Origin of the sequence: Pantoea sp. Cr_R13 (genome assembly GCF_029222565.1) — a bacterium.
In the GTDB taxonomy this organism is placed as follows: Bacteria; Pseudomonadota; Gammaproteobacteria; order Enterobacterales; family Enterobacteriaceae; genus Pantoea; species Pantoea eucalypti.
The window spans coordinates 123,168-149,822 of the sequence record NZ_JARHXL010000011.1; the positions used below are offsets into that span (position 1 = coordinate 123,168).

A 26,655-nucleotide genomic window follows, 5' to 3' on the forward strand; every position below is an offset into this window, starting at 1 on the left:
ACTCTCGCAGACTTGTGCGCCCGATCGCGCCACGGTAAGGAATCCCGATGTTGTGGTTTAAAAATATGATGGTTTATCGTCTGAATCGTGACATTCCGCTGTCCGCAGATGAGATGGAAAAACAGCTCGACGCCTTCACTTTTTCACCGTGTGGCAGTCAGGATATGAGCAAGACCGGCTGGGTCTCGCCGATGGGTAACCGCAGCGACGCGCTGACCCACGAGAATAAAGGCCAGATTGTGATTTGCGCCCGCAAAGAAGAGAAAATCCTGCCTTCGCCGGTCGTCAAACAGGCGCTGGAAGCAAAAATCGACAAGCTGGAATCTGAGCAGAGCCGCAAGCTCAAAAAGACCGAAAAAGATTCGCTGAAAGATGAAGTGCTGCATAGCCTGCTGCCGCGTGCTTTCAGCCGTTTCAGCCAGACCTATTTGTGGATCGACACGGTCAACAACCTGATTATGGTGGACTGTGCCAGCGCGAAAAAAGCGGAAGATACCCTGGCGCTGCTGCGCAAAAGCCTGGGTTCACTGCCGGTGGTGCCCCTAACGCTGGAAAATCCGATTGAACTGACGCTGACCCAATGGGTGCGTTCAGGCGACCTGCCAGCCGGGTTTGCGCTGATGGATGAAGCGGAGCTGAAAGCCCTGCTGGAAGATGGCGGCGTCATCCGCTGCAAGAAACAGGATCTGGTGTGTGATGAGATCGCCAACCATATCGAAGCCGGCAAGGTCGTGACCAAACTGGCACTCGACTGGCAGGAGCGTATTCAGTTCGTGCTGGCCGATGACGGTTCAGTGAAGCGTCTGAAGTTCAGCGACACCCTGCGTGATCAGAACGATGATATCGACCGCGAAGATTTCGCGCAGCGCTTTGACGCGGACTTTATTCTGATGACCAGCGAACTGGCGGCACTGACCAGCAATCTGGTGGAAGCGTTAGGCGGCGAAGCCCAGCGTTAATCTCTGCCCGGTAAAATCATCCGGACAGAGGATGTTGCCCAAAAAAAGGGCCGCTTAGCGGCCCTTTTTTTAATCTTTATCTTTCAGGTAACGGCAGAGATAAGAACTTGGCTCGCCAACCTGCAGATGAAACTCGCTGTGACCCGGCACATTAAACACCGAACCCGCTTCAAACCATTTCCACTCGGTCTCACCTGGCAGCAACACCTTAAGCGAGCCGCTAACGACAGTCATCTCTTCCGGCTGGCCGGTACCAAATGTGTATTCACCTTCAGACATCACGCCGACGCTGGCACGACCGGTGCTCGCACTGTCAAAACCGATAGATTTAACTTTTCCGTCAAAATACTCACTAACGTTGAGCATAATAGTTCTCCAGAGCACATGTTGTGTGTCTGGCAGTGTAGAAGGGAACCCGCTGATCTGTCACGCGAAATGATGGTCGTTTGTGATCTGTTCCGGCGGGAGAGATCAGACGCGCAGAGAGAAAAAGCGTTAAGCCAGTGTTCCCGGCAGCTATGTTGTGCGTCGGCAAGGGGATGTCGGGAATAAAGTGGTGATGGGCATAACTCAGACAACGTACTGACAAACGGCGAAATGACGCTGAATATCAGGCTGGCCTCCCTGCCAGCCGCAATGCTTTACTCTTTTTCGACGTCTTCGTAGCGCGCTTTAGCATCGTGCGCTTCTTCTTCCGTCTCATGCTCACTGATTAATGAATTCGGTTTGGGATGATCAGCACGCAATTCATAAAAGGTTACCTTATTACCTTCAGGCCCCTTTTCAACAGTCACAATTTTCGCTTCACGCGGGTACGGCGGTCTGGTAGGCATACTGTGTCCCTCTTGTCTGAACAACATTCCACAGGACAGGCTGCTGCCTGTCATAGGATAAGTATAGACAATGCCATCTGAAGCGGGATCAAAGCGGGAAAAATCTGAGGGTTAGCTGGCGCGCGCCAGAGAAAGTGACAGCAGAATCTCTTCCACCACACACTCCGGTGCCTGCATGGCATTCACCTGATGATGGGCCGCCGCCTGGTAAAGGTGCGCGCGTTCACGCAGCACATCACTCATCTCGTCAGCGATCGGACGTCCGGTTAAGGTCGGACGCTGGGCCGCTTCAGGTTCGCTTTCCAGTCGCTCTGCCAGCACCTCAGGTGATGCACTCAGCCAGATCACCTGCCCCTGCTCCTGCATAAAGCGGCAGTTCTCTTCAGCCAGGATCATGCCACCGCCCGTGGCAATGACCGTCCTGGGGGCCGTCACTGCTTTCAGCGACTCCGTTTCACGGGCGCGGAAACCTTCCCAGCCTTCCGCCTCGACAATCTCCGTTACGCTGCGTTGCGTGCTGAGTTGCAGATGGTGATCGGTATCCGTAAAGGCGTAGCCCAGCGCCTGCGATAACGCTTCGCCGACCGTGGTTTTGCCGCAACCGCGAGCGCCAATCAAAAAGATGGGTAGTGACATCAGGGCCGTTCCTCCGCCTGACCGCGCGATGCGGCTGCATGGTTAGCTGATTAATGCGACGCATAATAACTGGAAATTATTATGGCCTCCACCTGTCAGGCATGATTTACGCTTTTTCCTCACCTCAACAGCGATAATCTCTCTATTTTCAAGGGGAAATGCATGCACGTTTTGTGCATCAGGTGAGAAACCGGGCGCTAAAAAACGCATAAAACGGCGGCTAAAATGGGCTGGCAATATTTGCTTACCGCCCGGATTTTACTTTTCGTGTTGACGCCCCCATATACTGATAACAATCGCCACAGGAGAGTCATCATGCAACGCGAAGAACAACAACTGATTGATGGGCTGTTCAGCCGTCTGAAACAGGCCGAAAGCCAGGCCGTGGCACGCGATGCCGCTGCCGAACAATTGATTAACCAGCATCTTCAGGCGCAGCCAGGCGCACCTTACTACATGACGCAGGCAATCCTGATTCAGGAAGCGGCGCTGAAAAAACTCAATGAGAAAGTGTCAGCGCTGGAAAGCCAGGTGGCACAGTTGCAACAGCAGCAGCAGCCTGCACAGAGCAGCGGCGGCTTCCTGTCGGGACTGTTTGGCAGCGGTTCGCGTCAGCAGCCTCCCGTTCAGCAGCCGCAACAACAGCAACAGTCGCCGTGGAACAGTGCGCCGCAGCAACCGGCACAGCAACAGTATGCCCCTGCCCAGGCACCCGCGCCACGCGGCACCGGTTTCCTTGGCGGCGCTCTGCAAACTGCCGTGGGCGTCGCGGGTGGTGTCGTGATGGCCGACATGCTGACCAGCATGTTCCACCATTCACAGCCAGAAGAGATTGTGAATATCATCAATGAGCCGCCGCTGCCGGAGGTGAATGATAATCTCAACACTTTCAACGGTGGCGATGACAATGCCGATAACTTTAACGGCGGTAACGACAGCGCCTTCCTCGACCAGAATACGGGCTGGGACAGCAATTATGCCGACAACAGCGATCTCAACGATTTTGGCGGCAACGATTTCGACGACGACGACAGCTTCGTTTAAGTTGAGCGTTTCTGCTGGGTGAGCCAGCTATCCAGTTCATTCGCAAACTGCTGGCGGTCACGCGGACTCATCGTCGCGGGGCCGCCGGTCTGCACGCCGCTTGACCGCAGTGTATCCATAAAATCACGCATCGTCAGACGTTCGCGTATCGTCGCTGGTGAGTAACGCTCGCCGCGCGGATTCAGCGCCGCTGCCCCCTTCTCAATCACCTCAGCCGCCAGTGGAATATCGGCAGTGATCACCAGATCGCCGGGCTGACAACGTCTGACAATCTCATTGTCCGCCACATCAAAGCCAGCAGGCACCTGCAGCGTGCGCAGATAAGGCGATGGCGGCACACGCAAAAACTGGTTCGCCACAAAAGTGACCGTGGTCGCGGTACGATCCGCCGCACGGTAGAGCACCTCTTTGATCACATTCGGACAGGCATCGGCATCGACCCAGATAAACATCATGATTCCTTACAGTCAGAGAAGCCTGAGATCTTGCCGGGTTCCTCTTAAATGGCAAATTTAATTTGCGCCACGCTTTCCAGCGCGCTTGCAGCTGACTTGTTATTCGGGCTGGCTGAAGTAAGCTAGCTCACTGAGAAAAACGAATAATGTCCTAAGGAGATGGCGATGCTGGCAAAGAAAATCGGATTTATCGGCGGGGGAAATATGGCGAAAGCCATTATCGGCGGACTGGTCAACAGCGGCAAAATTGCCCCATCTGATATCTTCGTTTACGATCGCAAAGCTGAGACCAACCAGGCGATGGCAGAGCAGTATGGCATCAACGCAGCAGAGAGCGCGGATGCGCTGGCGCGTGAAGTGGACATCCTGTTCGGCGCAGTAAAACCGAATGTCATTCTGAAAGTATTAAAAGAGCTGGCAGGCTGCCTGAAAAAAGAGGCGCTGGTGGTGTCGATTGCCGCTGGCGTGACGCTGGACTCGCTCTCATCCGTGCTGGGTTACGATCGCAAAATTGTCCGCGCAATGCCGAATACGCCCTCACTGGTGAGCGAAGGCATGACCTCGGTAACGCCTAACGTGCTGGTTGAGCAGGCGGAGATCGACGAAGTCGTGGCGATTTTTGAGAGCTTCGGCAAAGCGGCCGTGGTGGATGAATATCTGATTCACTCCGTGGTCGGCGTAAGCGGTTCTGCACCGGCCTACGTGTTTATGTTTATCGAGGCGATGGCGGATGCAGCCGTACTGGGTGGCATGCCGCGTGCTCAGGCCTATCAGTTTGCTGCGCAGGCGGTGAAAGGCGCGGCGCAGATGGTGCTGACCACCGGTAAACATCCGGCTGAACTCAAAGATATGGTCTGCTCTCCAGGCGGCACCACCATTGAAGCGGTGAAAGTGCTGGAAGAAAAAGGGATGCGCTCGGCAGTGATGGAAGCGATGCAGCAGTGCATGGCGAAGTCAGAGAAACTGAGTCGCAGCTAACCGGTGAGAAAGTACGCAGGGCGGCCCGTCAGCCTGGTCCGCCCTGCGTGCAGCTTAACTGATTTTCGCCTGACAGCGCGCTACCGCGTCAGAAAGCGTCATGGGGTGCTGCATCTGCTCCACCAGCTCAGCGGTCAGCGTATACATACCGCATGAGCAGATCGCCGCCAGTTGCCCCTGCTGACCATAAAACGCCATAAACTTTTTATCATCCAGCGAACCGATTAGCTGGAATTCATCCCATTCTGCCGCGTGGCCAACATACTCATAACGAGTGCCATACTGGGTCGTCCAGAAGAACGGCACCCGATCAAAAGCGACGTTTTGATCCAGCATATTCCATGCGGCAGTCTGTCCCTGCTGATGTGCAACGCGATAGTGCTCAATACGCAGCGGCCCCTGTGCCGCCGGATATGTGGCGATATCCCCCGCCACCCATATATTATCAGCGACCCGCAACTGATCATCCGCCTGCAGGCTGCCATCCTCTGCCAGCGGCAGATCGTGAATAAAGTCGGTGGCCGGTTTAACCCCGGTCGCGAACAGCACAACGGTAGCATCCAGCTTGCGTCCGCCCTTCAGCTGCACGCCATTTACCTTCTGGTCACCCTGCAGTGCTTCGATCTCGCCCTGCACCCACTTCACGCCGTTTTGCTCATGAAGCTGGTAGAAATAGCGACCAATCTGCTCGCCAAACCGTTTAGCAAAAGGCAGTGCCTGGCGGGCAATGACTGTGACGTCGATATCGCGGTTACGCAGTGCCGACGCCAGTTCGGTACCGATAAAACTGTTGCCGATAATCACGATTTTATGGCTGGCATCCACCGCCTGAAGCAGCTCATCGGTCTGCGCTTTGCTGCGCAGCAGATGAACCCCGTCAAGATCGCTGCCCGGCAAATCGGGAAGAACAGGCGTCGCGCCGCTGGCGATCAACAGTTTGTCGAACGCAAGCGTCCCGCCATCCCCGAAGATTAACCGCTGCTGCTGTGCATCCAGCCGGCTCACTGTAGCCTGGAGTCGTTCAACGTGGTCCATCACATCCGCTTTCAGCAGCTGCGGCACTTCGTTAATATCCATTTTTCCCGACGGCACAAATTTGGTCAGCGCGGTGCGGTCATAAGGTGCATCTGCTTCACGCTCGACCAGTATCAGGCGGCCTTTAAAACCTTCATGACGCAGACGCCATAGCGCTGCGCTACCCGCCGCGCCGCCACCCACGACCACATAGACCGGTGCATCTGCCCCGCTGCCAATGGATGCTGCGGGTGACATCGCTTTGGGGTTTATCAGTACCCGGCCCTCTTCAATGCGAAGCGGGTACTGTTTGAGATCGGCTAACGCCAGCGGTTCACACATTTTGCCATCGGCGATATCAAACGCGGCTTTATGCCACGGGCAGACCAACCGATCGCCGCAGATTGCGCCCTGTTCAAGCGGTGCGCCAGCGTGTGGACATTTCGCCTGAAAAGCACGGACGTTGTCACCGTCGCGAATCAATAATAGATCAACATCGCCGAGCGTCTTTTTAACCGGCTGTCGCTGCGGCAGATCGTTCAGGTCGACGGTAAATTGATAGTTCACGGCATGGCTCCTTTTATTGTTTCTGGTCTTATGCTGCACGGCAAAAAAGCCCGTTGCGCAATCCCCTACAAACAGTAAGTGTGGCAAAGGAACCGGGAAGCCTGATGAGGAATCTGTTTCAGAAAGATAACCTGCTGTTGTGGCAGGTAATTTAATCGGCGTTGAGGGGGAAGTGAATCCGCATCGGGCGGCAGAGAGAAGCGGCCACCTGCGTGGCCGTGGGCATCATCAGCTCTTTTTCAGGCACTGACTCATAAAGGTTTTACGGGCATCGCCTGCCAGTTTTTTATCACCGGCTTCACCGTTACAGCTTTTCATTTTCATCTGCTGCGGTGACATCTGCGACATCTTGCTGTCCTTTTTCAGGCATTCACTCATAAAGGTTTTGCGCGCATCCCCTTTGAGATCCTGTGATTTCGCATGCTGGTTACACATCGTCATTTTCTCCTGCTGCGGGGTCTTCTCCGCCGCACCTGCCAGCCCGCTGACCAGCAGGCCCGCCATCATCATCGCCATTAAACCGACTTTCATCTTGATAACTCCACAGTGGATTGTCCTCTATTATTCTGGCAGCGAATAAGCAAAGCAGAAAATGTTTGAGGTCAAAGTGATGGGAAGATCCCATTCCCGTCCTGTTCCGGGATCAATACTGGCGGGGATGATGGAGCAGTTTTTCAATGTAATTGCGCAGCAGGCGTGCATCGCTATCATCAGCATCAGCCACGTTGTCCATAGCGCTTTCAATGCTGGTGGTGATTGCCAGATGTTGTTGCGGCTCCAGCTTGCGAACCAGCGCAGTGACAACGATCTCCAGTGCTTCAATCTGCGCCATCTGCTCTTTCGCTGTCGCCTCTTTTTCAGCCAGCTTTACCAGTAACTCAGCAATCAGGTTTTTCATGCTGTTGTCTCAGCGGTGGAGAAAAGCTGAAATTATCACCACGCTGGCTAAAAAAACAGAGGGCGACAGCCATTTTTTCAGTGGCTTAGCCCACATTTATCCTATCTGTTCAGCCATTTATGGTTATTTTGCTGGCGAAACGTTTTGGGGTTGCACTGCCGCGGTTAAATATCGCCTGCCTGAAAGGAAACAGAGAAGCTTAACGAGGATTTACGAATCCGTGGCCCGGCCCGCCACCGTGTCCGCCCCAACCGCCGCCGGGAGGCGGGAAAATACATCCACTTAATGCAGTCACTAATCCCACAACAGCCACCAGCTTAATGATTCGTACCATATCTACCTCAGAGTGAAAAAATCGGGCTGAGTGTATGAAGCCACTGGCATGGCAACAAGTGAGATTCCTCTGCTTCAGGCGGCTATTCATCTTTGCTGACCAGACTTAACGTTTTACCGCCAGTATGCCGCCGTATTCTCAACATCCCGGTGAGTTTGTTAACAGGACTATTTGTGTAAATCGGGAGGGTGAACACTTTACAGACTGACGAATTTTGCGCATTGTGAGCGCATTACATTTACAGGATAAAATCATGACTCTCTCTCTGGCTACTTTCAGTGACATCCTCTCCCGGCGCGACTGGGAGAACCCGGTCGTGACCTCGCTGCATCGTCTGGATGCCCATCCGCCATTCGCCAGCTGGCGCGATGAAGCGGCGGCGCGCGATGATCATCCTTCGGCGTCACGGCAGAGTCTCAACGGAGAGTGGGGATTTAGTTACTTTGATCAGCCTGAAGCGGTGCCTGCCAGCTGGTTATTACAGGATCTGCCGGATGCCAGCACGATTCCGGTCCCGGCTAACTGGCAGATGCACGGCTTCGATGCGCCCATTTACACCAACGTACAATATCCGATTCCCGTTAATCCTCCGCTGGTTCCTGCCGGGAACCCCACCGGATGTTACTCGCTCACATTCACGACTGACACAGCCTGGCTCGATTCGGGACAGACACGCATCATTTTTGACGGCGTAAACTCGGCTTTTCACCTGTGGTGCAATGGACGCTGGATTGGCTACTCTCAGGACAGCCGCCTGCCCGCCGAATTTGACCTGAGTCCTCACCTTCGACCGGGCAAAAACCGGCTGGCGGTGATGGTGCTGCGCTGGAGCGACGGCAGCTATCTGGAAGATCAGGATATGTGGCGGATGAGCGGCATTTTCCGCGATGTCACATTACTGCATAAACCGCAGGTACATCTGGCCGACGTTCAGCTGGAAACCCGGCTCAGCCCGGAGTTTACCCGTGCCGAGCTACGCGCCCAGGTCCGCGTCGCCTTACCGCCGGACGCCACCTCGCGCTATCAGCTGCGCCTGACGCTGTGGCAGGGTAAACAGCAGGTTGCGCAGTGTCAGCAGCCGCTGGGCAGCGCGATCATTGACGAACGAGGTCACTATCCTGAACGCGCCCTGCTCAGCCTGCCGGTTGAACAGCCCGCGCTGTGGAGCGCCGAAACGCCCCACCTCTATCGTGCTACGCTGGCGCTGCTGGATGGCGATCAGCAGCTGGTCGAAGTGGAAGCTTATGATGTTGGCTTCCGTCAGGTCACCATCGACAACGGCCTGCTCTGCCTGAACGGCAAACCGCTGCTGATCCGCGGCACCAATCGTCACGAGCACCATCCGGAGCACGGTCAGGTAGTGGATGAGGCGACGATGCGCCGCGACATCGAGCTGATGAAGCAGCACAATTTCAATGCGGTCCGCTGTTCGCACTACCCTAATCATCCGCTCTGGTACCGGTTGTGTGACCAGTACGGGCTTTATGTCGTGGATGAGGCCAATATCGAAACCCACGGCATGCAGCCGATGAACCGGCTCTCCGATGATCCCCGCTGGTTCGCGGCTTACAGCGAACGTGTCACGCGCATGGTGCAGCGCGATCGTAATCACTGCAGCATTATTATCTGGTCGCTGGGCAACGAGTCAGGACATGGCGCCACCCATGACGCGCTCTACCGCTGGGTGAAAAGCAGCGATCCAACCCGTCCGGTGCAGTATGAAGGCGGCGGTGCAGATACCGCCGCAACCGATATTATCTGCCCGATGTATGCCAGGGTTGATGAAGATCAGCCGTTCCCGGCAGTACCGAAATGGTCGCTGAAGAAGTGGATCGGTCTGCCGGGCGAAACGCGCCCGTTGATCCTCTGTGAATACGCGCATGCCATGGGCAACAGTTTCGGCGGTTTTGCGAAGTACTGGGAGGCCTTCCGTCAGTTCCCACGACTGCAGGGCGGCTTCGTCTGGGACTGGGTGGATCAGAGCCTGACCCGCTATGACGATCAGGGCAGCCCCTGGCAGGCTTACGGCGGCGATTTTGGCGATAAGCCTAACGATCGTCAGTTCTGTATGAACGGGCTGGTGTTTGCCGATCGCACGCCACATCCAGCGCTTTATGAAGCGCAGCGCGCCCAGCAGTTTTATCAGTTTACCGTTGATCCCCGCGATCCGCTGAGCGTTACGATCAGCAGCGACTATCTGTTCCGCCACAGTGACAATGAAGTGCTGCGCTGGTCCATTGAGCAGGAAGGAGAGGTGGTAACGGAAGGCGAAATATTGCTGGATATCGCCGCACGGGGTCAGCAGCGGATCACGCTGCCCACACCGCCCGCGTTATACGGCGAATGCTGGCTGAACGTCGCGATTCATCAGATCAACGCCACACCATGGAGCGTTGCTGGCTGGCGCGTCGCCTGGCACCAGTGGGCGCTGCCCTCGGCGCTGGCGATGCCATCACAGCCAGAGGCTGCCGAAGCACCTGTGCTGCATGATGATGCCAGTGACATTGTTGTCACTCATCAGCAGCAACGCTGGCATTTTTCACGCCACAGTGGCGAACTGACGCAGTGGTTTGTCAATGAGGAGCCGACGCTGCTCTCCCCTCTTCAGGACTGCTTTATCCGCGCGCCGCTGGACAATGACATCGGCACCAGCGAAGCGGAACGGGTTGATCCTAATGCCTGGGTTGAACGCTGGAAAACGGCGGGTTATGACCAGATGAGCAGCAGTCTGGTCTCGATCACGGCGAATACGTTGTCGCAGGCAGTGCAGATTGAGACGCTGCATGGCTGGCTCGCCAACGGTGAGCTCGCGTTCATCAGCCGTAAACGTTATGTGATCAACGCGCAGGGTGGGTTACAGCTGCAGCTGTCGGTTGAGCAGTCGCGCGGATTGCCGCCACCCGCACGCATCGGATTACGCTGTGAGCTGGCACACATCCCGCAGCAGGTTAGCTGGCTGGGCCTGGGGCCGCATGAAAACTATCCCGACCGCCAGCTGGCCGCGCAGTTTTCCCGCTGGCAGCTGCCGCTGGATCAGCTTTCAACGCCCTACGTTTTCCCCAGCGAGAATGGTCAGCGTGGCGGTACGCGTCAGCTCGACAGCGGCAGCTGGCAGGTCAGCGGCGACTTCGCTTTCTCGCTGAGCCGCTTCAGTCTGGAGCAGCTGCGGGAGACTTCACACCGCCACCTTCTGCGTCCTGAAACGGGCTGCTGGCTGCATCTGGATGCGTTTCACATGGGCGTTGGCGGCGATGACTCCTGGAGCCCCAGCGTCAGTCCTGAGTTTTTACTGACTCAGCAGCGCTGGCAGGCTGAGCTGACGATTTCTCAGCCAGCGGCAGCTCGGTCTTCGGGCGCCGGTAAAAGCGCTTCAGAAACAGCACATTAATCAGCACCACCACGGCGGTGGCAAAAAAGACCCAGCGGAAACCTGCCACCGCCGACACCGCAGCCCCCAGTAGCGGGCCTGCGACATTGCCGAGATACATAAACGACTGGTTATAGCCAAAGATTCGTCCGGTGATGTTGTCGCGCGAATGACGTACCAGAAGCGTCTGCACCGCAGGCATCATTGCGCCATCGGCGAAGCCCAGCAGAAACCGCAATATCCCCAGCTGTGTCGTGCTGGTCACAAACGACATCGCAACAAACAGCAGCAGCGAGATAACCATTGTCGCCAGCAGGATACGCTGCGTGCCGATGCAATCGCCGAGTCGCCCCAGCCGGGGTGCCGCCAGCAGCGCTGAGACGCCTGGCAGCGCGGCAATCACGCCACTCAGAAAAGCGATATTCTCCGCAGTCGGTGCCAGTTCACGCACAAACAACGTCAGAATCGGGTTCACCGACCCGTTGCACATCTGAATCACCATGGTGGTAAAAAAGAGGCAGAGCATCAGCTTTGGGTTATCCAGCGAGCGGAAAACCTCGCGTCCGCTGAGCTTATCTTTTTTACTGACCGGGATATAACCGGTCTCTTTAATCAGGAACAGCGTCACCAGAAAGCTGACCATCAACAGCACCGCAGTGACAATAAACACCGTACGCAAACCGACCCAGTCGGCCAGCAGCCCGCCCAGCATGGGCCCCAGAATCACCCCGCCAATCTGACCGGTTGAGACACAGCTCAGCGCCCAGCCGCTTCGTTCACGCGGAACCTGAGCCGCCACCAGCGCCATGGCGTTGGGGATATATCCGGAGGTTAGCCCCATCAGGGCACGCAGCAGCAGCAACTGCCAGGCCTCTGTGACAAAAGCCTGCAGCAGGATCACCACGCCCATGCCAAAAGCCGCACGCAGCAGCATCAGTTTACGACCTTTGCGATCGGCCAGGCTGCCCCATAGCGGCGCCACCGCCGCCGAGACCACAAAGGTGATACTGAAGGTAAGACCCGACCAGAGGCTCAGTGATTCGCCACCGGTTACGCCTAGCTGTTCAAGGTAGAGCGGCAGAAACGGGATAATCTGACTAATTGCCAGTCCGGTAAAAAAGCAGCCAAACCAGACCGAGATCAGGTTTATCTTCCAGGGTTCAATAGTGCGTGGCATGAGCAGACGATATAAAGAGAGAGAAGGCTCAGTCTAACGCGCGCATTCTCAGCGTGACCGACAAAACATGGCACAGAGAGTGAAAGAACGGATTCTGCTTTGATTCGGCTCAATTACCGGCACAAATTTCACCGACGCAGGAATTCAGAGTGCGAAGCGCGCGGGACAGACGGCACTGAAACGCGCTTCTTAAACGCGCCCTCATCAATATGGAAAAATATGTCATTCTGTTACTGACAACCCCGCGCCCCGCTTCTATGTTTAAAAAACCGCCAGCCGTGGCGGTGTAGCGATCCTTCTGATCGGTGCGACGTCCTCCGCAAAAAACGGTGCAGACCATCCGGCTACGCTGAGGCAAACCAGCTTATTTCATACAGATACGCCCTTACTCAGCAGTAAGGGGCAGTGGCATGTTTCAGCGGAGGTGGGGAAATGAGAGTACAACCAAATAGCGCCAGCCGTGCAATCAGCGACTATTTTAAAAGCCCGGCCTGGCGGACACCGCCAGAGTCCGATCTGCTGGCGGTGATCCTGCGTGAAATAATGGAAGCGGGCGAGCCCGCCACCAGTAAAGTGCTGATTGCGCGGGTGATCGATAAACTGGAAGTAGAGGGCGATGAAATGCAGTTGCAGCGTTATCGCACCTTACTGGCTCAGTTGATCGACACGCAGCCGGAGCCGTAAATCAACCCGGCGTCTACTTCACCCAGCGTAACTTATCCGCTTCGCTGACGCTGGCACGTCCGCTGCTGCGCTGAAACAGGCAGAGCTCCCGTCCCCGCTTATTTTTCATATGCTGCTGCGGGTAGCGTCCCTCCAGCAACAGTGCACTGTAACCTGTGTTGTCGTCATATTCGATCGGTTCGCCCAGCACCCTGACTTTGCTCAGGTGGCTGGCGTTGACGCACGCCTGAACCATCACCTCGCGGCTCTTTTTCCAGGCGTCTTCACTGGACGCATGCGCCAGTGTGCTGCTGAGTAACAACGTGGGCAGAAATGCCACTATGCGTTTCATCTTCTTCTTCGCTCCTGTTGCGGTCCGCGGACGCTAAAAAAATTCCCGCCGGGGCGGGAATAAACAAGACGAGCACTATCTATTGTGTGACGAGGAAGTTTCTCAAATGCGCAGCTATTCTCGCCTGCCGTTATGACAAGCCTATGACATTCTGGCCGTTAGCCACAATAAACTGAGCTGATATTGCCATTTTTATCGGCCAGGAAATTAAGCCGGTTAAGATTAAAGTCCATGGTGACGGCTGAATTATAGGGGATCGGACGCACCTGCTGTTCGAAGTGCTGACCCTGCAGTGCGGTCAACGGTTTGCCGATATAGTGTTGAAATTGTGAGGCGCCGCAGCGGTCAGCGTCGGGATCCTGCGCCACACGGGCAGTGTCGGGTTGAGAGGCAGATTGACAGGCGGTTAATGCGAACAGACCGACTACCAGCAGCCCTTTTCCATAAAATCTCACGTTTATTCTCCTGTTGGACGTGTAACACCTTGCCCAAGAGTAGCAAAACGCGCCGGCAGACCTGAACCCTCAAAAGGTAAAGTTGTTACAGCAGGATTAAGCCAACTGCTGGGCAGGCGTCCTTTTGAGATTAATCGCACTCTCAGCCAAAAAAAGTCACCGTGAACCCCTACAATTTCTTAAGAATTTTCTTACCCAGCCCCGTGGAGGTCATAATGGAACTGATTATTTTTGTTGTCTGCGCAATGCTAATGACCGCCCTTGCGGTCAAAGTGCGTTAAGCCATCTCAGGCTGATTTTGCGCCGTTCTTTCCAGCAGCGTTCTGAATGCAGCCAGTGGCATCGGCCGGCCAAGGAAGTAACCTTGTCCTTCTTCGCATGAGAGCTGTTTTAGCTGGTTTAACTGCGCTTCTGTCTCAATGCCTTCTGCTGTGATCGTCAGGGCAAAGGCGCGAGCCAGCGCAATGATCCCCGCGACCACCGACTGTGCCTGCTGCGACTCCGGGAAATCTTTCATCCAGGAGCGATCAATCTTCAGGCCATTAAACGGGAAGGTTTTCAGGTAGCCCAGCGCAGCATAGCCGGTGCCGAAATCATCAACAGTCAACCGGACACCCAGCGAACGTAATCCCTGCATGATTTCCAGCGCATGCTGTGGGTGTTCAAAGGTAACGTTCTCAGTAATTTCGAGCTCCAGCCGGGTTGCCGGCAGGCCACTTTTCTCGAGCGCGTTCGCGACTCGTTGCACCAGGTCGCTGGTGCGAAACTCCATTGGCGATATATTGACTGAAACATAGCGTTCGCCGCCCCACCCCAGAGCATCCTCACAGGCGCGCATCAGCACCCAGTCGCTGATGGTGGCGATCAGACCGCTCTCTTCCGCCAGTGGAATGAAGTGGTCGGGCGTTATCCATTGATCCGGGGCAATCTGCCAGCGAATCAGGGCCTCAGCGCCCGCCAGCTGCCCCGTCAGCAGTTGATAGCGTGGCTGATAGTGCAGGCGAAACTCATTGTTCTTCAGCGCTTTCTCAATCCGCCGCGCCATTTCACGTTTATCTTCCCGCTGACTGGTCATCTCATTGGCATACCAGACCCACTGATTGCGTCCCGCGTCACGCGCTTCATTCAGCGCAATATCTGCCATTTCCAGCAGCGCTTCCGGGTGGCTGGCATCCTGCGGTGCGCAGGCAATCCCCATGCTGATGGTAAGATAGTGGACATGCTGGCCGGTGCTGATCGGTTGCTGAACCTCATGCACCAGCTGAGCACAACGCTGATCGACCCGCTCACGGTTCGCTTCACGTAATACCAGCACAAACTCATCGCCACTCAGCCGTGCCACCAGCTCCTGCGGACCAATACAGCGCTTCAGTCGCTGTGCTATCTGGCTCAGCACCTCGTCACCTGCTGCATGACCCCAGGTTTCGTTAATTGGCCGGAACTGATCAAGATCGAGGGTGACCAGCGTCAGCGGCGCGGAGCCATCCGTTATTGCAAGGTGTAGCGTCAGAAACTCCAGCAGCTGCATGCGGTTCGACAGGCCGGTTAAGACGTCGTGACGCGAAAGGAACTGAATGCGCGCCTCAGCTTCCATACCCTGAGTGATATCCGATACCGTACCGCGAAATCCAATGCGTTTCGCGTCGTGCCAGATGGTTTTTGCCACCAGCTGGCCGATGCGACGATTGCCGTGCGCAGACATGAACTGACAGCGCAGCGGCATCTGCTGTCCGTCCTCCTCCTGACGTCGCAGCCAGGCAACCAGCGAATGGCTGGGATGCGTCAGCAGATGATCGATGTGACGCCCCAGCCAGTGCGTAATGTCATGGCCGGTAACGGTATGAAAGCGCGCTGACAGATAGATTAGCCGGCCCTCTGCATCCGTCTCCCAGATCCAGTCTGACGCCGCCTCAGCGAGATCGCGAAACCGCGCTTCGCTGTTGGCAAGCTCCTGCTGACTGATCGCAAGCATAGCGAAACGCCGATCAGAGATAATTGCATTTGAGAGCGCATGGCGACTGACGCGACGGGTAATTATGGCGATGATGATCGCCATCAACATCAGCAGTGGCAGCAAAAACCAGATCAGGCCCATGCCAGGCATCTTTGAGGTCCAGCGCAGCACAATCGGGTCGCCCATCGGCAACGTTAACATCATCCGGGGTTCACGCAGGGCATCCTCCTCACTGGCCGGTGCGCGCAGTTCGCGTACATCCAGCGATGTTCCCAGCGCCTTTAATTTTTCAGGCGTGAACAGACTCACAAATATCATGATGGACGGAGGCCCCGCCACTGGCGTCACCGCCTTCACTTTGCCACTGGTGATTGGGGCAGCGACCACGATGGCGGGCAGATGATTGATCAGCACATCACGATGCATCGCTTTGCTGTTAAGCTGACGTGCCGCCGCAATAAATGCAGAGGTCTCTTTGCCCAGCCAGGCCTCCAGCGGCGTATCCACCAGTTTGCCGTTAATGACTGAATAACGGGTGTGGCCTTTACCATCGACCACGAAAACCCCCTCGTAGTGATACTCCTCATAAAGGCCTGGACCAAAGTTCTCTTCGTCAAACGCCCAGACTTTGTCCACACTGACATGGAGATTTTGCCAGGCTTCGCCCCAGAACGCATAATCCCGGATATCCGTTACCATCGCCTCCTGACGACTTTTCCACGCCTGCTGCATCAGCAGCCGGTCATGCTCAACCGATACGCTGTTTTGCCGCTGCGCAATCGTCAGCACCATCAGCATCGAGAGCACCAGCACGCCAAACAGCAGCAGCGAAAGGACACGCAGGCTGCGCCGCGTAAAGCGGACAGTGCGATCTTCAGCAACATGTCTGAATGGCGACGCGGGTGGCGCCGGAGGATTAAAAGTCATTAAGAGTGCCCACTACACTACCAGGGTTTGAGATGAAAGGCCGGCAATACCACACAGGGTGCCGACCCGATTAGTTTCCTCAGTTATCGGCTCACGCGCTCGGGTGTTTAGTCTGCGGTAAACATTTTGCGCTTAAATATTGTGTTACAGGCTGACTCGACAGCGATCGGGGGCATTGCTACTATGCGCTTACCTTCGCTGGCTGAGTCGCCTATGAACATCAATTCCGACAGAGTGACCCTGACGCTGTTCTACGTCGGCAGCTTTGTGGTCTATTACCTGGTTACCATGCTGATCACCCTGTTCCCTAATTACGGCGTGCTGCGTAATGACGGCCTGCTGGTGCCCGTGCTCTGTCTGTTTGAATTTGCTGTGATCTACCCGCTTTACCGCTTCTACTGCCAGCGCCGTACCGATTTACCGCTGGGTGAACTTTATACCCTGCAAACCCTGCTCTTTACCGGCGCGCTGTTTGTCCTGATGGCAGCACAGATGCAATTTATGCAGCCGGAAGGCTGGCTGGTGATGCAGGCGCAGCAGGGACGTAATTCGCTGCTTATCCTGCTGTTGACCGCCGTGTTGCTGGCGCCGGTTTTTGAAGAGGTACTGTTCCGCGGTTTTCTGTTACAGGGGTTTCTGCTGTGGGCGCCGCGCAGCCGCTTCGCCTGTATGCTGCTCACCTCGCTGCTGTTTGCGGTAATGCATACGCAGTATGTGCACTGGCAGACGCTTATCGCCCTGACGCTGTTTTCACTGCTGCTCTGCTATGCCCGGCTGCGGAGCAACAGTCTGGCGCTGCCCATCTTCCTCCACACCCTGAATAACCTGATTGCGCTGCTGCCCGCCTGGTATTTCGCGGGTTAATGCAGGCATCACTTCTCTTCTTACACGCTGACAGACGCCGGCATGACCCCGCGGACGGACCATAGCTCACACTGACAATGCCGCACCGTCACGTTTGTCTATACTGGATGTTAAAAAGGGATAAAAAGCACCGCAGTCCGTACCACCAGACCGTGCAAAGGAGAGGAACTATGTTGATAGGATTTGTGTTGTTAGTAAGCGCGTGCGGCTACGATGCCTGCGAAGCGCTGCCGGTCTCGGAGCGCATCTATCCGACAAAGGTCGACTGCGAAACGATGGCGAATCGCATTCATAAAGTCAGGCCGAATGTGGTCCTGCTTTGCGGAGAGGTCCATCGCTAATTCAGGACCAGGTTCAATAAAGCGGCGCTGTAACATTGCAAGCTGGCGCTTTAGCGTACAAAATATAAGCTGTTGTTAACCATTACCGTAGTGAATCCCATGAAAACATCACGCCCCCGTCGTCCTGGTGGACGCTGGGTATACTATCTTTTGTATGATGGCATTCTGTGGCCCTGCCCCGTCCGATGGGAGTGGGAGAGCAGCTATGGCGGCTGGTTGCCATTTTACTACACGCCAACCTTTGAATTTGTGGTGGGCGATCCCCGCAAAGCGTATCGCATTGCGCGCAGTGACGTGCGGGCTAAACAACGGCGTGAAGATGCCTTTGTCTGAATAACACGATTACCACGACAGACATGAGGCTGTGAGCAGAGAGAGAGCCCCTTCCAGCGCAATCATCACAATCAAAACGTTGCCCGGCGTGTGACGCCCGGTCCCCTTCATCGACTCATGCCCAGATCATGGCGGCCCAGCGAATCAACAGCAGACCGCCGCAAATGCATAAAAGAACCAGCACCATCTTCCAGTACTTTTTGGCCGCCCGGTATCTTGTCACCTCGGTTTCCTCTCATCAGAAAGCGAAGATGCGCCAGAAGGCGCATCAGTTTCGGTCAGTAACAGGACCGAGGGGATAGCATAACGTCCGGGCCACCAAAAGGTGACCCGTCGCCGGCATCAGTTGTTCAGGGTGTAATCCAGCGTAATTTCCGCATTCAGAACCTGAGAAACCGGGCAGCCTGCTTTGGCTTTATTGATAATCTCGTCGAAAGTTGACGCATCAATACCTGGCAGAGAGATGGTGCTGGTCAGCGCCACTTTGGTGATGGCAAAGCCGTCGCCTTTTTTGTCCAGCGACACGTCGGCCGTGGTATCAATGCTTTCCGGCGGATGACCCGCGTTACCCAGCATCAGCGACAGCGCCATAGAGAAACAGGCTGCATGCGCTGCACCAATCAGTTCTTCCGGGTTGGTGCCTTTACCGCCTTCAAAACGGGTATTAAAGCCATAAGGTTGCTGGCTCAGCACGCCGCTCTCGGTGCTGACGGTGCCTTTACCTTTGATATCGCCTTCCCAGTGCGCCGAACCTTTCTTGTGAATGGTCATGTCATTCCTCCTGTTGGTAAAGAAGCTAAGTATAGACAATACATTCATTTTCGCAGGCTAACTCACCGCACGCGGACGTGGCGTTGTGCTTGCTGGTGCCAGCAACGCCTCCGCCTGGACGAGTGAATCGCGGGTGATTTCACTAATGGATTTTGCGCCGGTCAGTGTCATGGCAACGCGCATCTCTTTCTCAATCAGGTTCAGCAGGTTTTCAACACCGCGCTGGCCGTGGGTCGCCAGCGCATAAATAAAGGCCCTTCCCAGCAGCACGCTGTCTGCGCCCAGCGCGATCATTCTCACCACATCCAGCCCGTTACGAATGCCACTGTCCGCCAGAATCGTGATGTCACCTTTGACGGCATCGGCAATCGCGGGCAGCGCCCGCGCCGAAGAGAGCACGCCATCCAGCTGACGTCCGCCATGATTCGAGACCACGATGCCGTCTGCGCCAAAACGCACCGCATCCCGCGCATCTTCCGGATCAAGAATGCCTTTGATCACCATCGGTCCGTCCCAGAACTCGCGGATCCACTCCAGATCTTTCCAGCTGATCGAAGGATCAAAGTTGTTCGCCAGCCAGCCGATATAATCTTCCAGCCCGGTCGGCTTACCCAGATAGGCGGAGATATTCCCCAGATCGTGTGGACGCCCCTGCAGGCCCACATCCAGTGCCCATTGTGGATGAGTAACTGCCTGCCAGTATCGACGCAGCGCCGCATGATTACCGCTCATCCCGGAGTGCGCATCGCGATAGCGTGCACCCGGCGTCGGCATATCCACGGTAAACACCAGCGTTGAGCAACCGGCGGCTTTGGCGCGTTCCAGCGCATTGCGCATAAACCCGCGATCACGCAGCACATAGAGCTGGAACCACATTGGGCGGTTGATCTGCGGGGCCACCTCTTCAATCGGGCAAACCGAGACCGTCGACAGCGTAAACGGAATGCCTTTCAGGGCAGCTGCGCGCGCGGCCTGTACTTCGCCCCGGCGGGCATACATGCCGCACAGACCGACCGGTGCGAGCGCAACCGGCATCGACAACGTTTCATTAAATAATTTTGTCTCAAGGCTCAGTTCCGACATGTTCTTCAGGATGCGCTGACGCAACGCCACGTCAGACAGGTCCTCCACGTTACGTCGCAGGGTGTGCTCGGCGTAGGCACCGCCATCAAGATAGTGAAACAGGAACGGCGGCAGGATACGTTGCGCGGCGGCGCGATAGTCACTGGCAGCTGAGATAATCATCAGTCAGATTCCTTAGGGTTGCGTATGTCGTTATCCGGTAAACGGGTGATGCGCGCCTGGCGCGCTTCATCTTCATGCAGGCTTTTCATGGTGGTGTGCACAAAACCCAGATGGTGCATCGCCGCCTGACGGGCCGCTTCGGCGTCGCCCGCAAGGATCGCATCAAGCAGCGCCTGATGCTGTTCCGTCAGGCGGCCGAAAATCGCAGGCTGGGTGTACATGCGCTGACGGGTCTGCATCACCGATGACTGCAGCAGCTCAAAAAAACCGCGCATGGTCTGCAGCAGCACCACATTGTGCGACGCCTCGGCAATCGCCAGGTGGAAGCGCACATCCGCCTGCGCGGCGAGATCGGGATCGTCACTCTCCTTGAGTTTCAGGGTGGCGTCGAAAGCGAACTGCAGCTTCTCTTTGTCGCTGTCGGTGGCGCGCAGTGCGGCATGCCAGGCGGTGCTGGCCTCGATGGCATGCCGCGCTTCCAGAATGTCGTAGCGGTAGTCGGGATCGTCGCGCAGTAACTGACGAATCGGCTCGACGATGCGTTGCTCCGACCAGGGTGCCAGCTGCTGACGGAGCCAGGTGCCGCCACCACGTCGGCTGATCAGCATTCCGCTGCTGATCAGCTGCTGTATCGCTTCCCGCAGCGAGGAGCGGGAGACGCCAAGCTCCGCAGAGAGCTGACGTTCGGCGGGCAGTCGCATACCCGGTTCAAGCTGATGTTCGGTGATATACGCCCGGAGGCGCATCACCAGCGGATCGACATGACTGTTCATGGGATCATCCACGGGAAAACATAGGCCTGAAGTGTGGTAATCACACCGACCATACAGGTGAAAATCAGGCTGTGTTTAACGGTAAACCGGAACAGGTCGGACTCTTTCCCCACCAGCCCGACCGCTGCACAGGCGATGGCGATCGACTGCGGCGAGATCATCTTACCGGTCACGCCGCCGGTGGTATTCGCTGCCACCAGCAAAATATCGGAGACGCCAATCTGCTGGGCAGTGGTGGCCTGTAACGCGGCAAAGAGTGCATTCGATGAGGTATCTGATCCGGTCAGGAAGACACCCAGCCAGCCGAGGAACGGTGAGAAGAAGGTAAATGCATGGCCGGTGTGTGCCAGCGCCAGTGCCAGCGTCGCAGAGAGGCCGGAATAGTTGGAGATAAACGCAAACGCCAGCACCATTCCGATGGAGTAGATTGGCAGCGCCAGCTCTTTCAGTGTTTCACCAAAGGTCTGCAACGCCGCCTTTGGTTTCATACGCAGGAACAGCATAGCGATGATGGCTGCGATTAAAATGGCGGTACCCGTGGCGGAAACCAGATCCAGTTTATAGATTGCCGGATAAGGCGTCGCACTGCTGACGACCGGTGGCATCCGCGCCACCAGCTCATTCAGCATCGGAACCGGCACAGCCAGCACCCAGTCATAGAGCGCACCGCCTTTGGCAAACAGCGCTTTAAACGGCGGAATGCTCCAGAGCGTGACGGTGGCAGTAAGAAACAGGAACGGCATCCAGGCACGGATCACCTGGCCCAGCCGATACTTCTGCGGAGGCAGCAGCGGATCGCCCTGCTTCGCCTCTGCATCGGCAAACCGAAAGATACGCACCGGTTTCCAGACCCGCAGGAATAGCGTCAGCGAAACCAGCGAGGCGAGTGAAGAGATAATATCGGGCAGTTCAGGTCCCAGGAAGTTGGAGCTGAGGAACTGGGCAATGGCAAATGATCCGCCCGCGACAACCACCGCTGGCCAGGTCTCTTTCACGCCTCGCCAGCCATCCATGATCGCCATGATCCAGAACAGCACAATCAGGGTCAGCAGCGGCAGCTGGCGTCCAGCCATCTGACCGATGGCAAAACTGTCCAGTCCGGTCACCTGGCCCGCCACGATAATCGGAATGCCCATCGCACCAAAGGCGACCGGCGCGGTGTTGACAATCAGGCAGAGGCCGGCGGCGTAGAGTGGATTAAAGCCGAGTCCCACCAGCAGCGCGGCAGTAATCGCCACTGGCGCACCAAAGCCTGCAGCGCCCTCCAGGAAAGCCCCGAATGAGAAGCCGACAATCAGCATCTGCAGACGCTGATCGGGCGTAATCGAGAGGATAGAGGCGCGAATAATATCGAACTGGCCGGTTTTGACCGAGATCTTGTAGACGAATACCGCCGCGACAATAATCCAGGCAATCGGCCACAATCCATAAAGAAAACCATACCCCACGGCGGCCAGCGCCTGTGCAACCGGCATCTGATAGAGAAACAGCGCCACCAGCAGCGCCAGCACCACTGTAGTGGTAGCCGCCAGATAGCCTTTCATCTTCAGCTTAATCAGCGCAAAGAAGAAAAAGAGAATCGGGATCAGAGCAACAAGGCTTGAGAGCCAGATATTACCCAGCGGATCGTAGTTTTGTTGCCAGATCTGCATGCCAGTATCTCCAGAGGAAGAGGTGACGAAGCATGTAGCCGCAGCGCTGCATGCCCTGTGCCCCGAATTGGTCAGACCAAAATGCTTTATCGGAGCTTATGGCAAGAGATAGTTAATGTATTGTTAATCCGTGGCAATAGAAGTTGCGCGAATATTCCTGGAGTGTGAACCAGAGAAAATTATTGCTGTGATTGGTCCGACCAAAATCAGCTACTCATGCCAGGAAAGGCCCGCTGATAGCTGCGTGGATGGAAACGCAGAGTCAGGACGACCAGCAGCAGCGTAACCGCCGCCTGCAGAATCCAGATGCTGCCGAACTGGCCGGTGAACGCATGCAGCTGGCCGGCGATGAACGGCATGCTGCCCGCAATAATAAAGCCGACGCCCTGCATAAAGGCCACCAGCCGTGCGCCAGTCTGGGGTTTATCAAGATGATCCAGCGCCAGCACCAGTGCCAGCGGAAACGCCCCGCCCAGTCCGACGCCCGCAATCCCCGCCCAGAGCCACGGCGCCCCTTGTGGCGCAAGCAGAAAGCCGAGCATGCCGCTGAGCTGCATCGCCAGCGTAAACAGCAACAGCGGACGACGATCGCGGCCCCGAGCCAGCAACGGCAAGAGCAGCGCACCCGCGACCTGACAGGCGATCATCATACCAAGCAGTGAGCCGCCCGCCTGTGTGCTCCAGCCGAGCTGATGATAAAAGTCAGGCAGCCAGGCAACACAGATAGCATATCCTCCGTTCACCAGTCCAAAGCTCAGCGCCAGCGTCCAGGCTCGGGTTTTTCGCCACAGCGAAGGCATCTCTGCTGCCTCTGTCCGGGCTGTGGGCGGCGCGGTGGTGATAAACAGCCAGACCAGAATAGCCAGCACCACCGGCAGCGCCCAGCTACTCAGCGCGCCCTGCCAGCCAAAGTGTGCGTTCAGCCACGGCGAGATCGCCGCGCCAATTCCGCCGCCACCCATCAGCGCGGCGGCCCAGAGTCCGGTCACGCCGGCGCTCCGGCTGCCAAAACGCTGACGGATCAATCCCGGCATCGCCATCTGTACAATGCCAATGCCTGCCCCACCCGGCACGGCAGTCAGCACCAGCCAGCGGCCATCAGTAACCAACAGCCGACTCACCAGCGCCAGCAACAGCAGCACCAGACCGCCGAGCAGCAGTCTGCGCACCGCAAAACGCTGCATCAGTGGGGCGCTGATTAACGCAATAGCGCCCATCATCATCATCGGCACCGCAGGTAGCAGCGATGCCGCCAGTGACGACAGACCCATGCTCTGCCGCAACTGGCCGAGTAACGGACTGACCGAGGTCATCAGTGGTCGCATATTGAGTCCTGCCAGCACCAGCGCCGCCAGCAGCAGATTGTTCTCTCTCTTCATCTGAGATCCACGCAGTTAAAGGTTGCCAGCCTGGCAGCAGTCGCTACTATCTGGAAATGAAATATTACTCTGCCAGGTAGTGGAAAAATGAATCGTCAGCCCATGTTTACCCCGCAGCAGTTGCTTAGCTTTGTGGCGGTGTGTGAAACCTTTAGCTTTACCCGCGCCGCCGACAGAGTGCACCTGTCGCAATCCACTGTCAGCCAGCAGGTGCGGCGTCTTGAAGAGATGTTAGGAAAGGAACTGCTGGTTCGCACCTCGCATCAGGTGCAGATCACCGAAGAGGGCGAAAAACTTTTAGGCTACGCCCGCCGGATTATTGCTCTGAATGGCGAAGCGCACGATGTGCTGAGTGACCAGTGGCGCGACGGCGTGTTGCGCCTTGGCGTGCCGGAGGATTTCGCTGCGCCCACTGCCGGCCTGCTGGCGCACTTCAGCCGCGACCATCCACAGTTGCGTCTGGATGTGATGAGTGGCATGCAGGTGGAATTGCGTCGCGCCTGGCAGCGTGAAGAGCTCGACATCATGCTGATCAAGCAGCCTTACGGCGAGCGTCCAATGGCGTCGCGTCCCGAACCCCTTTTGTGGCTCGACAGCGCGGAGTGGCCCTGCTTTGAACAGACGCCGGTGCCGCTGGTGCTGTTTCCCCAGCAGGGGCTCTATCGTGACGAGGTGTGCCAGACGCTGGATGCGCTGGGTCGAAGCTGGCGCATTAGCTACAGCAGCGCCAGTCTGGTCGCGCTGGCCGCCGCCAGTGCTCAGGGACTGGGACTCACGTTACTGCCCGCCAGCTGCCGCCTGCCGCAGCACCGTGTGCTGGGTCCTGAGCAGGGACTGCCGTTGATTGATACCTTTGAACTGGCACTGTTCTGCCGCCAGCCGCAGGATCCGTTGCAGCGCGAACTGGCAGAGTCACTGGCGGCCTTTGGGCAGCTGCGCTGGCAGTGAGATATCGAATAGTCGTCAGTGGAAAATAACGCAGCAGGGTGAAGCGTCGTTTGTCAGATTAATGTCTTGTTCACTTTGCAGGAGCCTCTGATGCCTATTTCCTCTTCACCGAGCCGCCGCGATTTCCCTGGACAAGGTGTTCGCTGGACCGCCGCAGGCGGCTTACTGGCCGCCGGTTTCGGTCAGGCCAGTGCCGCCACGTCCTCATCTTCACCCGCTCTCAATCCCGACCAGCCCACCGCCCTGCCACAGCAGGATCATTACCTGCTGCGCAATGTGAGGCTGGAAGAGGGCTTTATCCGTGAGGATGACGAAATCGTCGCGACCCGGACCGGACGTTACGACATCAGCGTACGCGACGGTAAAATTGACCAGCTGGTCCCCGCAGGCCAGGGCGACAGCACGCTGCCGTCGTGGGACGCACAGGATGCCCTGCTGCTGCCCGCCACGCAGGATATGCACATTCACCTGGATAAAACCTTCTACGGCGGCCCGTGGCAGGCACCGCGTCCCCGTCAGGGCAAAACCATCATGGATATGATTGCGCGTGAAGAGGTGTTGATTCCGCAACTGCTGCCGCACTCCGAGGCGCGCGCTGAAGCGTTGATCGCTCTGCTCCATGCCAAAGGCACCACCCGCGCCCGCAGCCATTGCAACATCGATCCGGTCAGCGGCCTGAAGAGCCTGGAACATCTGCAGGCGGCATTAGCCCGGCACCCCGATTTTTCCTGCGAGATCGTTGCTTTCCCGCAGCACGGCCTGCTGCACTCGCAGGTTGACGGACTGATGCGCGAAGCAATGCAGCACGGCGTAGAGTATGTCGGCGGGCTGGACCCCACCAATGTCGATGGTGCGATGGAGAGGTCACTGGATGCGATGTTCCAGATTGCGCTCGATTACCAGCGCAGCGTGGATATTCATCTGCATGAAACCTCCCCTGCAGGCGTGGCGGCGATAAAGTACATGATTGACACCGTGGCGAAGAATCCGGTGCTAAAAGGCAAAGTGACGCTGAGCCACGGTTTCGTGCTGGCGACCCTGACCGGCAGTGCGCTGGACAGGATGATCGAAGGGCTGGCGGAGCAGCAGTTCAGCGTCGCCTCCACGCTGCCGATCGGCAAGCTCACCATGCCAGTTCCGCAGCTACAGAAAGCGGGTGTGAAAGTGATGACCGGCACAGACAGCGTCATCGATCACTGGTCACCCTTTGGCACGGGCAGCATGCTGGAAAAAGCGAATCTTTACGCACAACTCTATCGCGGTTCGGATGAATTCTCGCTGTCGCGGGCGCTGGCGATTGCCACAGGCGACCGGCTGCCACTCTCTGCTCAGGGTAAACGCCAGTGGCCCGTGACGGGCGATGACGCGAGTATGATGCTGGTGGCAGCAAGCTGTTCCGCCGAAGCCGTAGCCCGAATTTCGCCCGTAGTCGCGACCTTCTCGCGCGGTAAACCGGTGTTTGCGCTGGCCTCCACCTGACACAGCAAAACCGCATTGGGTTCACAGACGACCACCTGACGTGAAGCGATGAGAGCCTGCGCCTGAAGCAAAGCATCGCGGGCCTCCACCCGTTGAGCCAGACTCAATTGGCCGCGAGCCAGCCCTCCCCCAAAACAACAGAGCCTCCACAAGGGAGGCTCTGCATTTACCTGAGCGAAGTGCGGGTTACGCGCTTTTGGCCCATTGATTATTCGACATTAGTTCCATTGCCAGCGCGTATAAGCGACGATCTTCCT

General features: G+C 56.8%; 27 protein-coding genes. 10 read left to right on the forward strand and 17 right to left on the reverse strand.

Annotated elements, in window-relative coordinates; all coding sequences use genetic code 11:
* Positions 1–47: 47 nt before the first annotated feature.
* Positions 48–959 carry a recombination-associated protein RdgC gene (gene rdgC / locus P2R09_RS06910; RefSeq protein ID WP_003850053.1) on the forward strand — a complete coding sequence of 304 codons (912 nt, stop codon included), beginning with the start codon at positions 48–50 and terminating at the stop codon, positions 957–959.
* Between the two features lie 69 nt (positions 960–1,028).
* Here the strand turns inward: rdgC and ppnP are convergent, their stop codons facing one another.
* The 3 genes from ppnP to aroL form a co-directional block, all read right to left on the reverse strand.
* On the reverse strand, positions 1,029–1,325 hold the full coding sequence (gene ppnP / locus P2R09_RS06915; RefSeq protein ID WP_003850060.1) for a pyrimidine/purine nucleoside phosphorylase: 297 nt from the start codon (positions 1,323–1,325) through the stop codon (positions 1,029–1,031).
* Between the two features lie 275 nt (positions 1,326–1,600).
* Positions 1,601–1,792 carry a YaiA family protein gene (locus P2R09_RS06920; protein ID WP_003850063.1) on the reverse strand — a complete coding sequence of 64 codons (192 nt, stop codon included), beginning with the start codon at positions 1,790–1,792 and terminating at the stop codon, positions 1,601–1,603.
* A 111-nt stretch (positions 1,793–1,903) separates the two neighbouring features.
* Positions 1,904–2,428 (reverse strand): shikimate kinase AroL, encoded by a 525-nt coding sequence (gene aroL / locus P2R09_RS06925; protein WP_003850067.1) that lies wholly within the window; start codon positions 2,426–2,428, stop codon positions 1,904–1,906.
* Positions 2,429–2,743: 315 nt separating this feature from the next.
* On the opposite strand from aroL, the gene P2R09_RS06930 reads away from it, so the two are divergent.
* On the forward strand, positions 2,744–3,472 hold the full coding sequence (locus tag P2R09_RS06930) for a DUF2076 domain-containing protein (protein WP_275768354.1): 729 nt from the start codon (positions 2,744–2,746) through the stop codon (positions 3,470–3,472).
* Here P2R09_RS06930 and P2R09_RS06935 read toward each other — a convergent pair.
* Positions 3,469–3,924, reverse strand: coding sequence for a YaiI/YqxD family protein (locus P2R09_RS06935; protein WP_003850071.1), 456 nt, complete (start codon positions 3,922–3,924; stop codon positions 3,469–3,471). The two genes, P2R09_RS06930 and P2R09_RS06935, sit on opposite strands and share 4 nt — an antisense overlap.
* 168 nt (positions 3,925–4,092) lie before the next feature.
* On the opposite strand from P2R09_RS06935, the gene proC reads away from it, so the two are divergent.
* Positions 4,093–4,905, forward strand: coding sequence for a pyrroline-5-carboxylate reductase (proC, locus tag P2R09_RS06940; protein WP_275768356.1), 813 nt, complete (start codon positions 4,093–4,095; stop codon positions 4,903–4,905).
* Positions 4,906–4,959: 54 nt separating this feature from the next.
* Here proC and P2R09_RS06945 read toward each other — a convergent pair whose 3' ends face one another.
* The 3 genes from P2R09_RS06945 to iraP form a co-directional block, all read right to left on the reverse strand.
* The gene (locus P2R09_RS06945; protein WP_275768358.1) at positions 4,960–6,486 is read right to left on the reverse strand and encodes an FAD-dependent oxidoreductase; all 1,527 of its coding nucleotides are present in this window, start codon (positions 6,484–6,486) and stop codon (positions 4,960–4,962) included.
* Positions 6,487–6,714: 228 nt separating this feature from the next.
* Entirely contained in the window at positions 6,715–7,017 is a 303-nt protein-coding gene (locus P2R09_RS06950; RefSeq protein WP_003850074.1) for a PsiF family protein, read from the reverse strand.
* A 112-nt stretch (positions 7,018–7,129) separates the two neighbouring features.
* Positions 7,130–7,384 (reverse strand): anti-adapter protein IraP, encoded by a 255-nt coding sequence (gene iraP / locus P2R09_RS06955; RefSeq protein ID WP_275768360.1) that lies wholly within the window; start codon positions 7,382–7,384, stop codon positions 7,130–7,132.
* A gap of 587 nt (positions 7,385–7,971) precedes the next feature.
* On the opposite strand from iraP, the gene P2R09_RS06960 reads away from it, so the two are divergent.
* Positions 7,972–11,106, forward strand: a complete 3,135-nt coding sequence (locus tag P2R09_RS06960) for a beta-galactosidase (RefSeq protein WP_275768362.1) — start codon at positions 7,972–7,974, stop codon at positions 11,104–11,106.
* Here P2R09_RS06960 and P2R09_RS06965 read toward each other — a convergent pair.
* Positions 10,991–12,262 (reverse strand): multidrug efflux MFS transporter, encoded by a 1,272-nt coding sequence (locus P2R09_RS06965; protein WP_275768364.1) that lies wholly within the window; start codon positions 12,260–12,262, stop codon positions 10,991–10,993. The genes P2R09_RS06960 and P2R09_RS06965 overlap by 116 nt on opposite strands.
* 432 nt (positions 12,263–12,694) lie before the next feature.
* Here P2R09_RS06965 and P2R09_RS06970 point away from each other — a divergent pair, with 432 nt between their 5' ends.
* On the forward strand, positions 12,695–12,946 hold the full coding sequence (locus tag P2R09_RS06970; protein ID WP_003850078.1) for a biofilm development regulator YmgB/AriR family protein: 252 nt from the start codon (positions 12,695–12,697) through the stop codon (positions 12,944–12,946).
* Between the two features lie 13 nt (positions 12,947–12,959).
* Here P2R09_RS06970 and P2R09_RS06975 read toward each other — a convergent pair whose 3' ends face one another.
* From P2R09_RS06975 to P2R09_RS06985, 3 genes are all read right to left on the reverse strand, one after another.
* Entirely contained in the window at positions 12,960–13,277 is a 318-nt protein-coding gene (locus P2R09_RS06975) for a hypothetical protein (protein WP_003850079.1), read from the reverse strand.
* Between the two features lie 158 nt (positions 13,278–13,435).
* Positions 13,436–13,732 carry an I78 family peptidase inhibitor gene (locus tag P2R09_RS06980; RefSeq protein WP_003850080.1) on the reverse strand — a complete coding sequence of 99 codons (297 nt, stop codon included), beginning with the start codon at positions 13,730–13,732 and terminating at the stop codon, positions 13,436–13,438.
* Positions 13,733–14,009: 277 nt separating this feature from the next.
* Positions 14,010–16,613: an EAL domain-containing protein gene (locus tag P2R09_RS06985; RefSeq protein WP_275768368.1), complete on the reverse strand. Its 2,604-nt coding sequence runs from the start codon at positions 16,611–16,613 to the stop codon at positions 14,010–14,012.
* A 213-nt stretch (positions 16,614–16,826) separates the two neighbouring features.
* Between P2R09_RS06985 and P2R09_RS06990 the strand changes: the two genes are divergently transcribed.
* From P2R09_RS06990 to P2R09_RS07000, 3 genes are all read left to right on the forward strand, one after another.
* Positions 16,827–17,477 carry a type II CAAX endopeptidase family protein gene (locus P2R09_RS06990; protein WP_003850082.1) on the forward strand — a complete coding sequence of 217 codons (651 nt, stop codon included), beginning with the start codon at positions 16,827–16,829 and terminating at the stop codon, positions 17,475–17,477.
* 170 nt (positions 17,478–17,647) lie between these two features.
* Positions 17,648–17,818: a hypothetical protein gene (locus P2R09_RS06995; RefSeq protein ID WP_003850083.1), complete on the forward strand. Its 171-nt coding sequence runs from the start codon at positions 17,648–17,650 to the stop codon at positions 17,816–17,818.
* Between the two features lie 99 nt (positions 17,819–17,917).
* Positions 17,918–18,151 (forward strand): hypothetical protein, encoded by a 234-nt coding sequence (locus tag P2R09_RS07000; RefSeq protein ID WP_008924857.1) that lies wholly within the window; start codon positions 17,918–17,920, stop codon positions 18,149–18,151.
* Between the two features lie 115 nt (positions 18,152–18,266).
* Here the strand turns inward: P2R09_RS07000 and yniD are convergent, their stop codons facing one another.
* From yniD to P2R09_RS07030, 6 genes are all read right to left on the reverse strand, one after another.
* The gene (gene yniD / locus P2R09_RS07005; protein WP_085980552.1) at positions 18,267–18,374 is read right to left on the reverse strand and encodes a small membrane protein YniD; all 108 of its coding nucleotides are present in this window, start codon (positions 18,372–18,374) and stop codon (positions 18,267–18,269) included.
* Positions 18,375–18,493: 119 nt separating this feature from the next.
* A complete protein-coding gene (locus P2R09_RS07010; protein ID WP_003850085.1) occupies positions 18,494–18,922 on the reverse strand; it encodes an OsmC family protein in 429 nt (142 codons plus the stop codon).
* A 57-nt stretch (positions 18,923–18,979) separates the two neighbouring features.
* Positions 18,980–20,167: an FMN-dependent L-lactate dehydrogenase LldD gene (gene lldD, locus P2R09_RS07015; RefSeq protein ID WP_275768377.1), complete on the reverse strand. Its 1,188-nt coding sequence runs from the start codon at positions 20,165–20,167 to the stop codon at positions 18,980–18,982.
* Positions 20,167–20,940, reverse strand: coding sequence for a transcriptional regulator LldR (lldR, locus tag P2R09_RS07020; protein WP_105099451.1), 774 nt, complete (start codon positions 20,938–20,940; stop codon positions 20,167–20,169). The genes lldD and lldR overlap by 1 nt, the downstream gene beginning before the upstream one ends.
* Positions 20,937–22,592 (reverse strand): L-lactate permease, encoded by a 1,656-nt coding sequence (gene lldP / locus P2R09_RS07025; protein WP_003850089.1) that lies wholly within the window; start codon positions 22,590–22,592, stop codon positions 20,937–20,939. The genes lldR and lldP overlap by 4 nt, the downstream gene beginning before the upstream one ends.
* A 206-nt stretch (positions 22,593–22,798) precedes the next feature.
* Complete coding sequence (locus P2R09_RS07030) at positions 22,799–23,971, reverse strand: cyanate transporter (RefSeq protein WP_275768380.1); 1,173 nt, start codon at positions 23,969–23,971, stop codon at positions 22,799–22,801.
* An 87-nt stretch (positions 23,972–24,058) separates the two neighbouring features.
* Between P2R09_RS07030 and P2R09_RS07035 the strand changes: the two genes are divergently transcribed.
* Both P2R09_RS07035 and P2R09_RS07040 read left to right on the forward strand, forming a co-directional pair.
* The gene (locus tag P2R09_RS07035) at positions 24,059–24,919 is read left to right on the forward strand and encodes a LysR family transcriptional regulator (protein WP_003850092.1); all 861 of its coding nucleotides are present in this window, start codon (positions 24,059–24,061) and stop codon (positions 24,917–24,919) included.
* 90 nt (positions 24,920–25,009) lie between these two features.
* Positions 25,010–26,398 carry an amidohydrolase family protein gene (locus tag P2R09_RS07040; protein ID WP_275768382.1) on the forward strand — a complete coding sequence of 463 codons (1,389 nt, stop codon included), beginning with the start codon at positions 25,010–25,012 and terminating at the stop codon, positions 26,396–26,398.
* The last annotated feature ends 257 nt before the right edge of the window (positions 26,399–26,655 follow it).

What these genes read in the sequence shown, in the direction of transcription:
- rdgC (WP_003850053.1), top strand. Translation starts at nt 48, where the DNA reads ATGTTGTGGTTTAAAAATATGATGGTTTATCGTCTGAATCGTGACATT.
- ppnP (WP_003850060.1), bottom strand. Translation starts at nt 1,325, where the DNA reads ATGCTCAACGTTAGTGAGTATTTTGACGGAAAAGTTAAATCTATCGGT.
- P2R09_RS06920 (WP_003850063.1), bottom strand. Translation starts at nt 1,792, where the DNA reads ATGCCTACCAGACCGCCGTACCCGCGTGAAGCGAAAATTGTGACTGTT.
- aroL (WP_003850067.1), bottom strand. Translation starts at nt 2,428, where the DNA reads ATGTCACTACCCATCTTTTTGATTGGCGCTCGCGGTTGCGGCAAAACC.
- P2R09_RS06930 (WP_275768354.1), top strand. Translation starts at nt 2,744, where the DNA reads ATGCAACGCGAAGAACAACAACTGATTGATGGGCTGTTCAGCCGTCTG.
- P2R09_RS06935 (WP_003850071.1), bottom strand. Translation starts at nt 3,924, where the DNA reads ATGTTTATCTGGGTCGATGCCGATGCCTGTCCGAATGTGATCAAAGAG.
- proC (WP_275768356.1), top strand. Translation starts at nt 4,093, where the DNA reads ATGCTGGCAAAGAAAATCGGATTTATCGGCGGGGGAAATATGGCGAAA.
- P2R09_RS06950 (WP_003850074.1), bottom strand. Translation starts at nt 7,017, where the DNA reads ATGAAAGTCGGTTTAATGGCGATGATGATGGCGGGCCTGCTGGTCAGC.
- iraP (WP_275768360.1), bottom strand. Translation starts at nt 7,384, where the DNA reads ATGAAAAACCTGATTGCTGAGTTACTGGTAAAGCTGGCTGAAAAAGAG.
- P2R09_RS06960 (WP_275768362.1), top strand. Translation starts at nt 7,972, where the DNA reads ATGACTCTCTCTCTGGCTACTTTCAGTGACATCCTCTCCCGGCGCGAC.
- P2R09_RS06965 (WP_275768364.1), bottom strand. Translation starts at nt 12,262, where the DNA reads ATGCCACGCACTATTGAACCCTGGAAGATAAACCTGATCTCGGTCTGG.
- P2R09_RS06970 (WP_003850078.1), top strand. Translation starts at nt 12,695, where the DNA reads ATGAGAGTACAACCAAATAGCGCCAGCCGTGCAATCAGCGACTATTTT.
- P2R09_RS06975 (WP_003850079.1), bottom strand. Translation starts at nt 13,277, where the DNA reads ATGAAACGCATAGTGGCATTTCTGCCCACGTTGTTACTCAGCAGCACA.
- P2R09_RS06985 (WP_275768368.1), bottom strand. Translation starts at nt 16,613, where the DNA reads ATGACTTTTAATCCTCCGGCGCCACCCGCGTCGCCATTCAGACATGTT.
- P2R09_RS06990 (WP_003850082.1), top strand. Translation starts at nt 16,827, where the DNA reads ATGAACATCAATTCCGACAGAGTGACCCTGACGCTGTTCTACGTCGGC.
- P2R09_RS06995 (WP_003850083.1), top strand. Translation starts at nt 17,648, where the DNA reads ATGTTGATAGGATTTGTGTTGTTAGTAAGCGCGTGCGGCTACGATGCC.
- P2R09_RS07000 (WP_008924857.1), top strand. Translation starts at nt 17,918, where the DNA reads ATGAAAACATCACGCCCCCGTCGTCCTGGTGGACGCTGGGTATACTAT.
- P2R09_RS07010 (WP_003850085.1), bottom strand. Translation starts at nt 18,922, where the DNA reads ATGACCATTCACAAGAAAGGTTCGGCGCACTGGGAAGGCGATATCAAA.
- lldD (WP_275768377.1), bottom strand. Translation starts at nt 20,167, where the DNA reads ATGATTATCTCAGCTGCCAGTGACTATCGCGCCGCCGCGCAACGTATC.
- lldR (WP_105099451.1), bottom strand. Translation starts at nt 20,940, where the DNA reads ATGAACAGTCATGTCGATCCGCTGGTGATGCGCCTCCGGGCGTATATC.
- lldP (WP_003850089.1), bottom strand. Translation starts at nt 22,592, where the DNA reads ATGCAGATCTGGCAACAAAACTACGATCCGCTGGGTAATATCTGGCTC.
- P2R09_RS07030 (WP_275768380.1), bottom strand. Translation starts at nt 23,971, where the DNA reads ATGAAGAGAGAGAACAATCTGCTGCTGGCGGCGCTGGTGCTGGCAGGA.
- P2R09_RS07035 (WP_003850092.1), top strand. Translation starts at nt 24,059, where the DNA reads ATGAATCGTCAGCCCATGTTTACCCCGCAGCAGTTGCTTAGCTTTGTG.
- P2R09_RS07040 (WP_275768382.1), top strand. Translation starts at nt 25,010, where the DNA reads ATGCCTATTTCCTCTTCACCGAGCCGCCGCGATTTCCCTGGACAAGGT.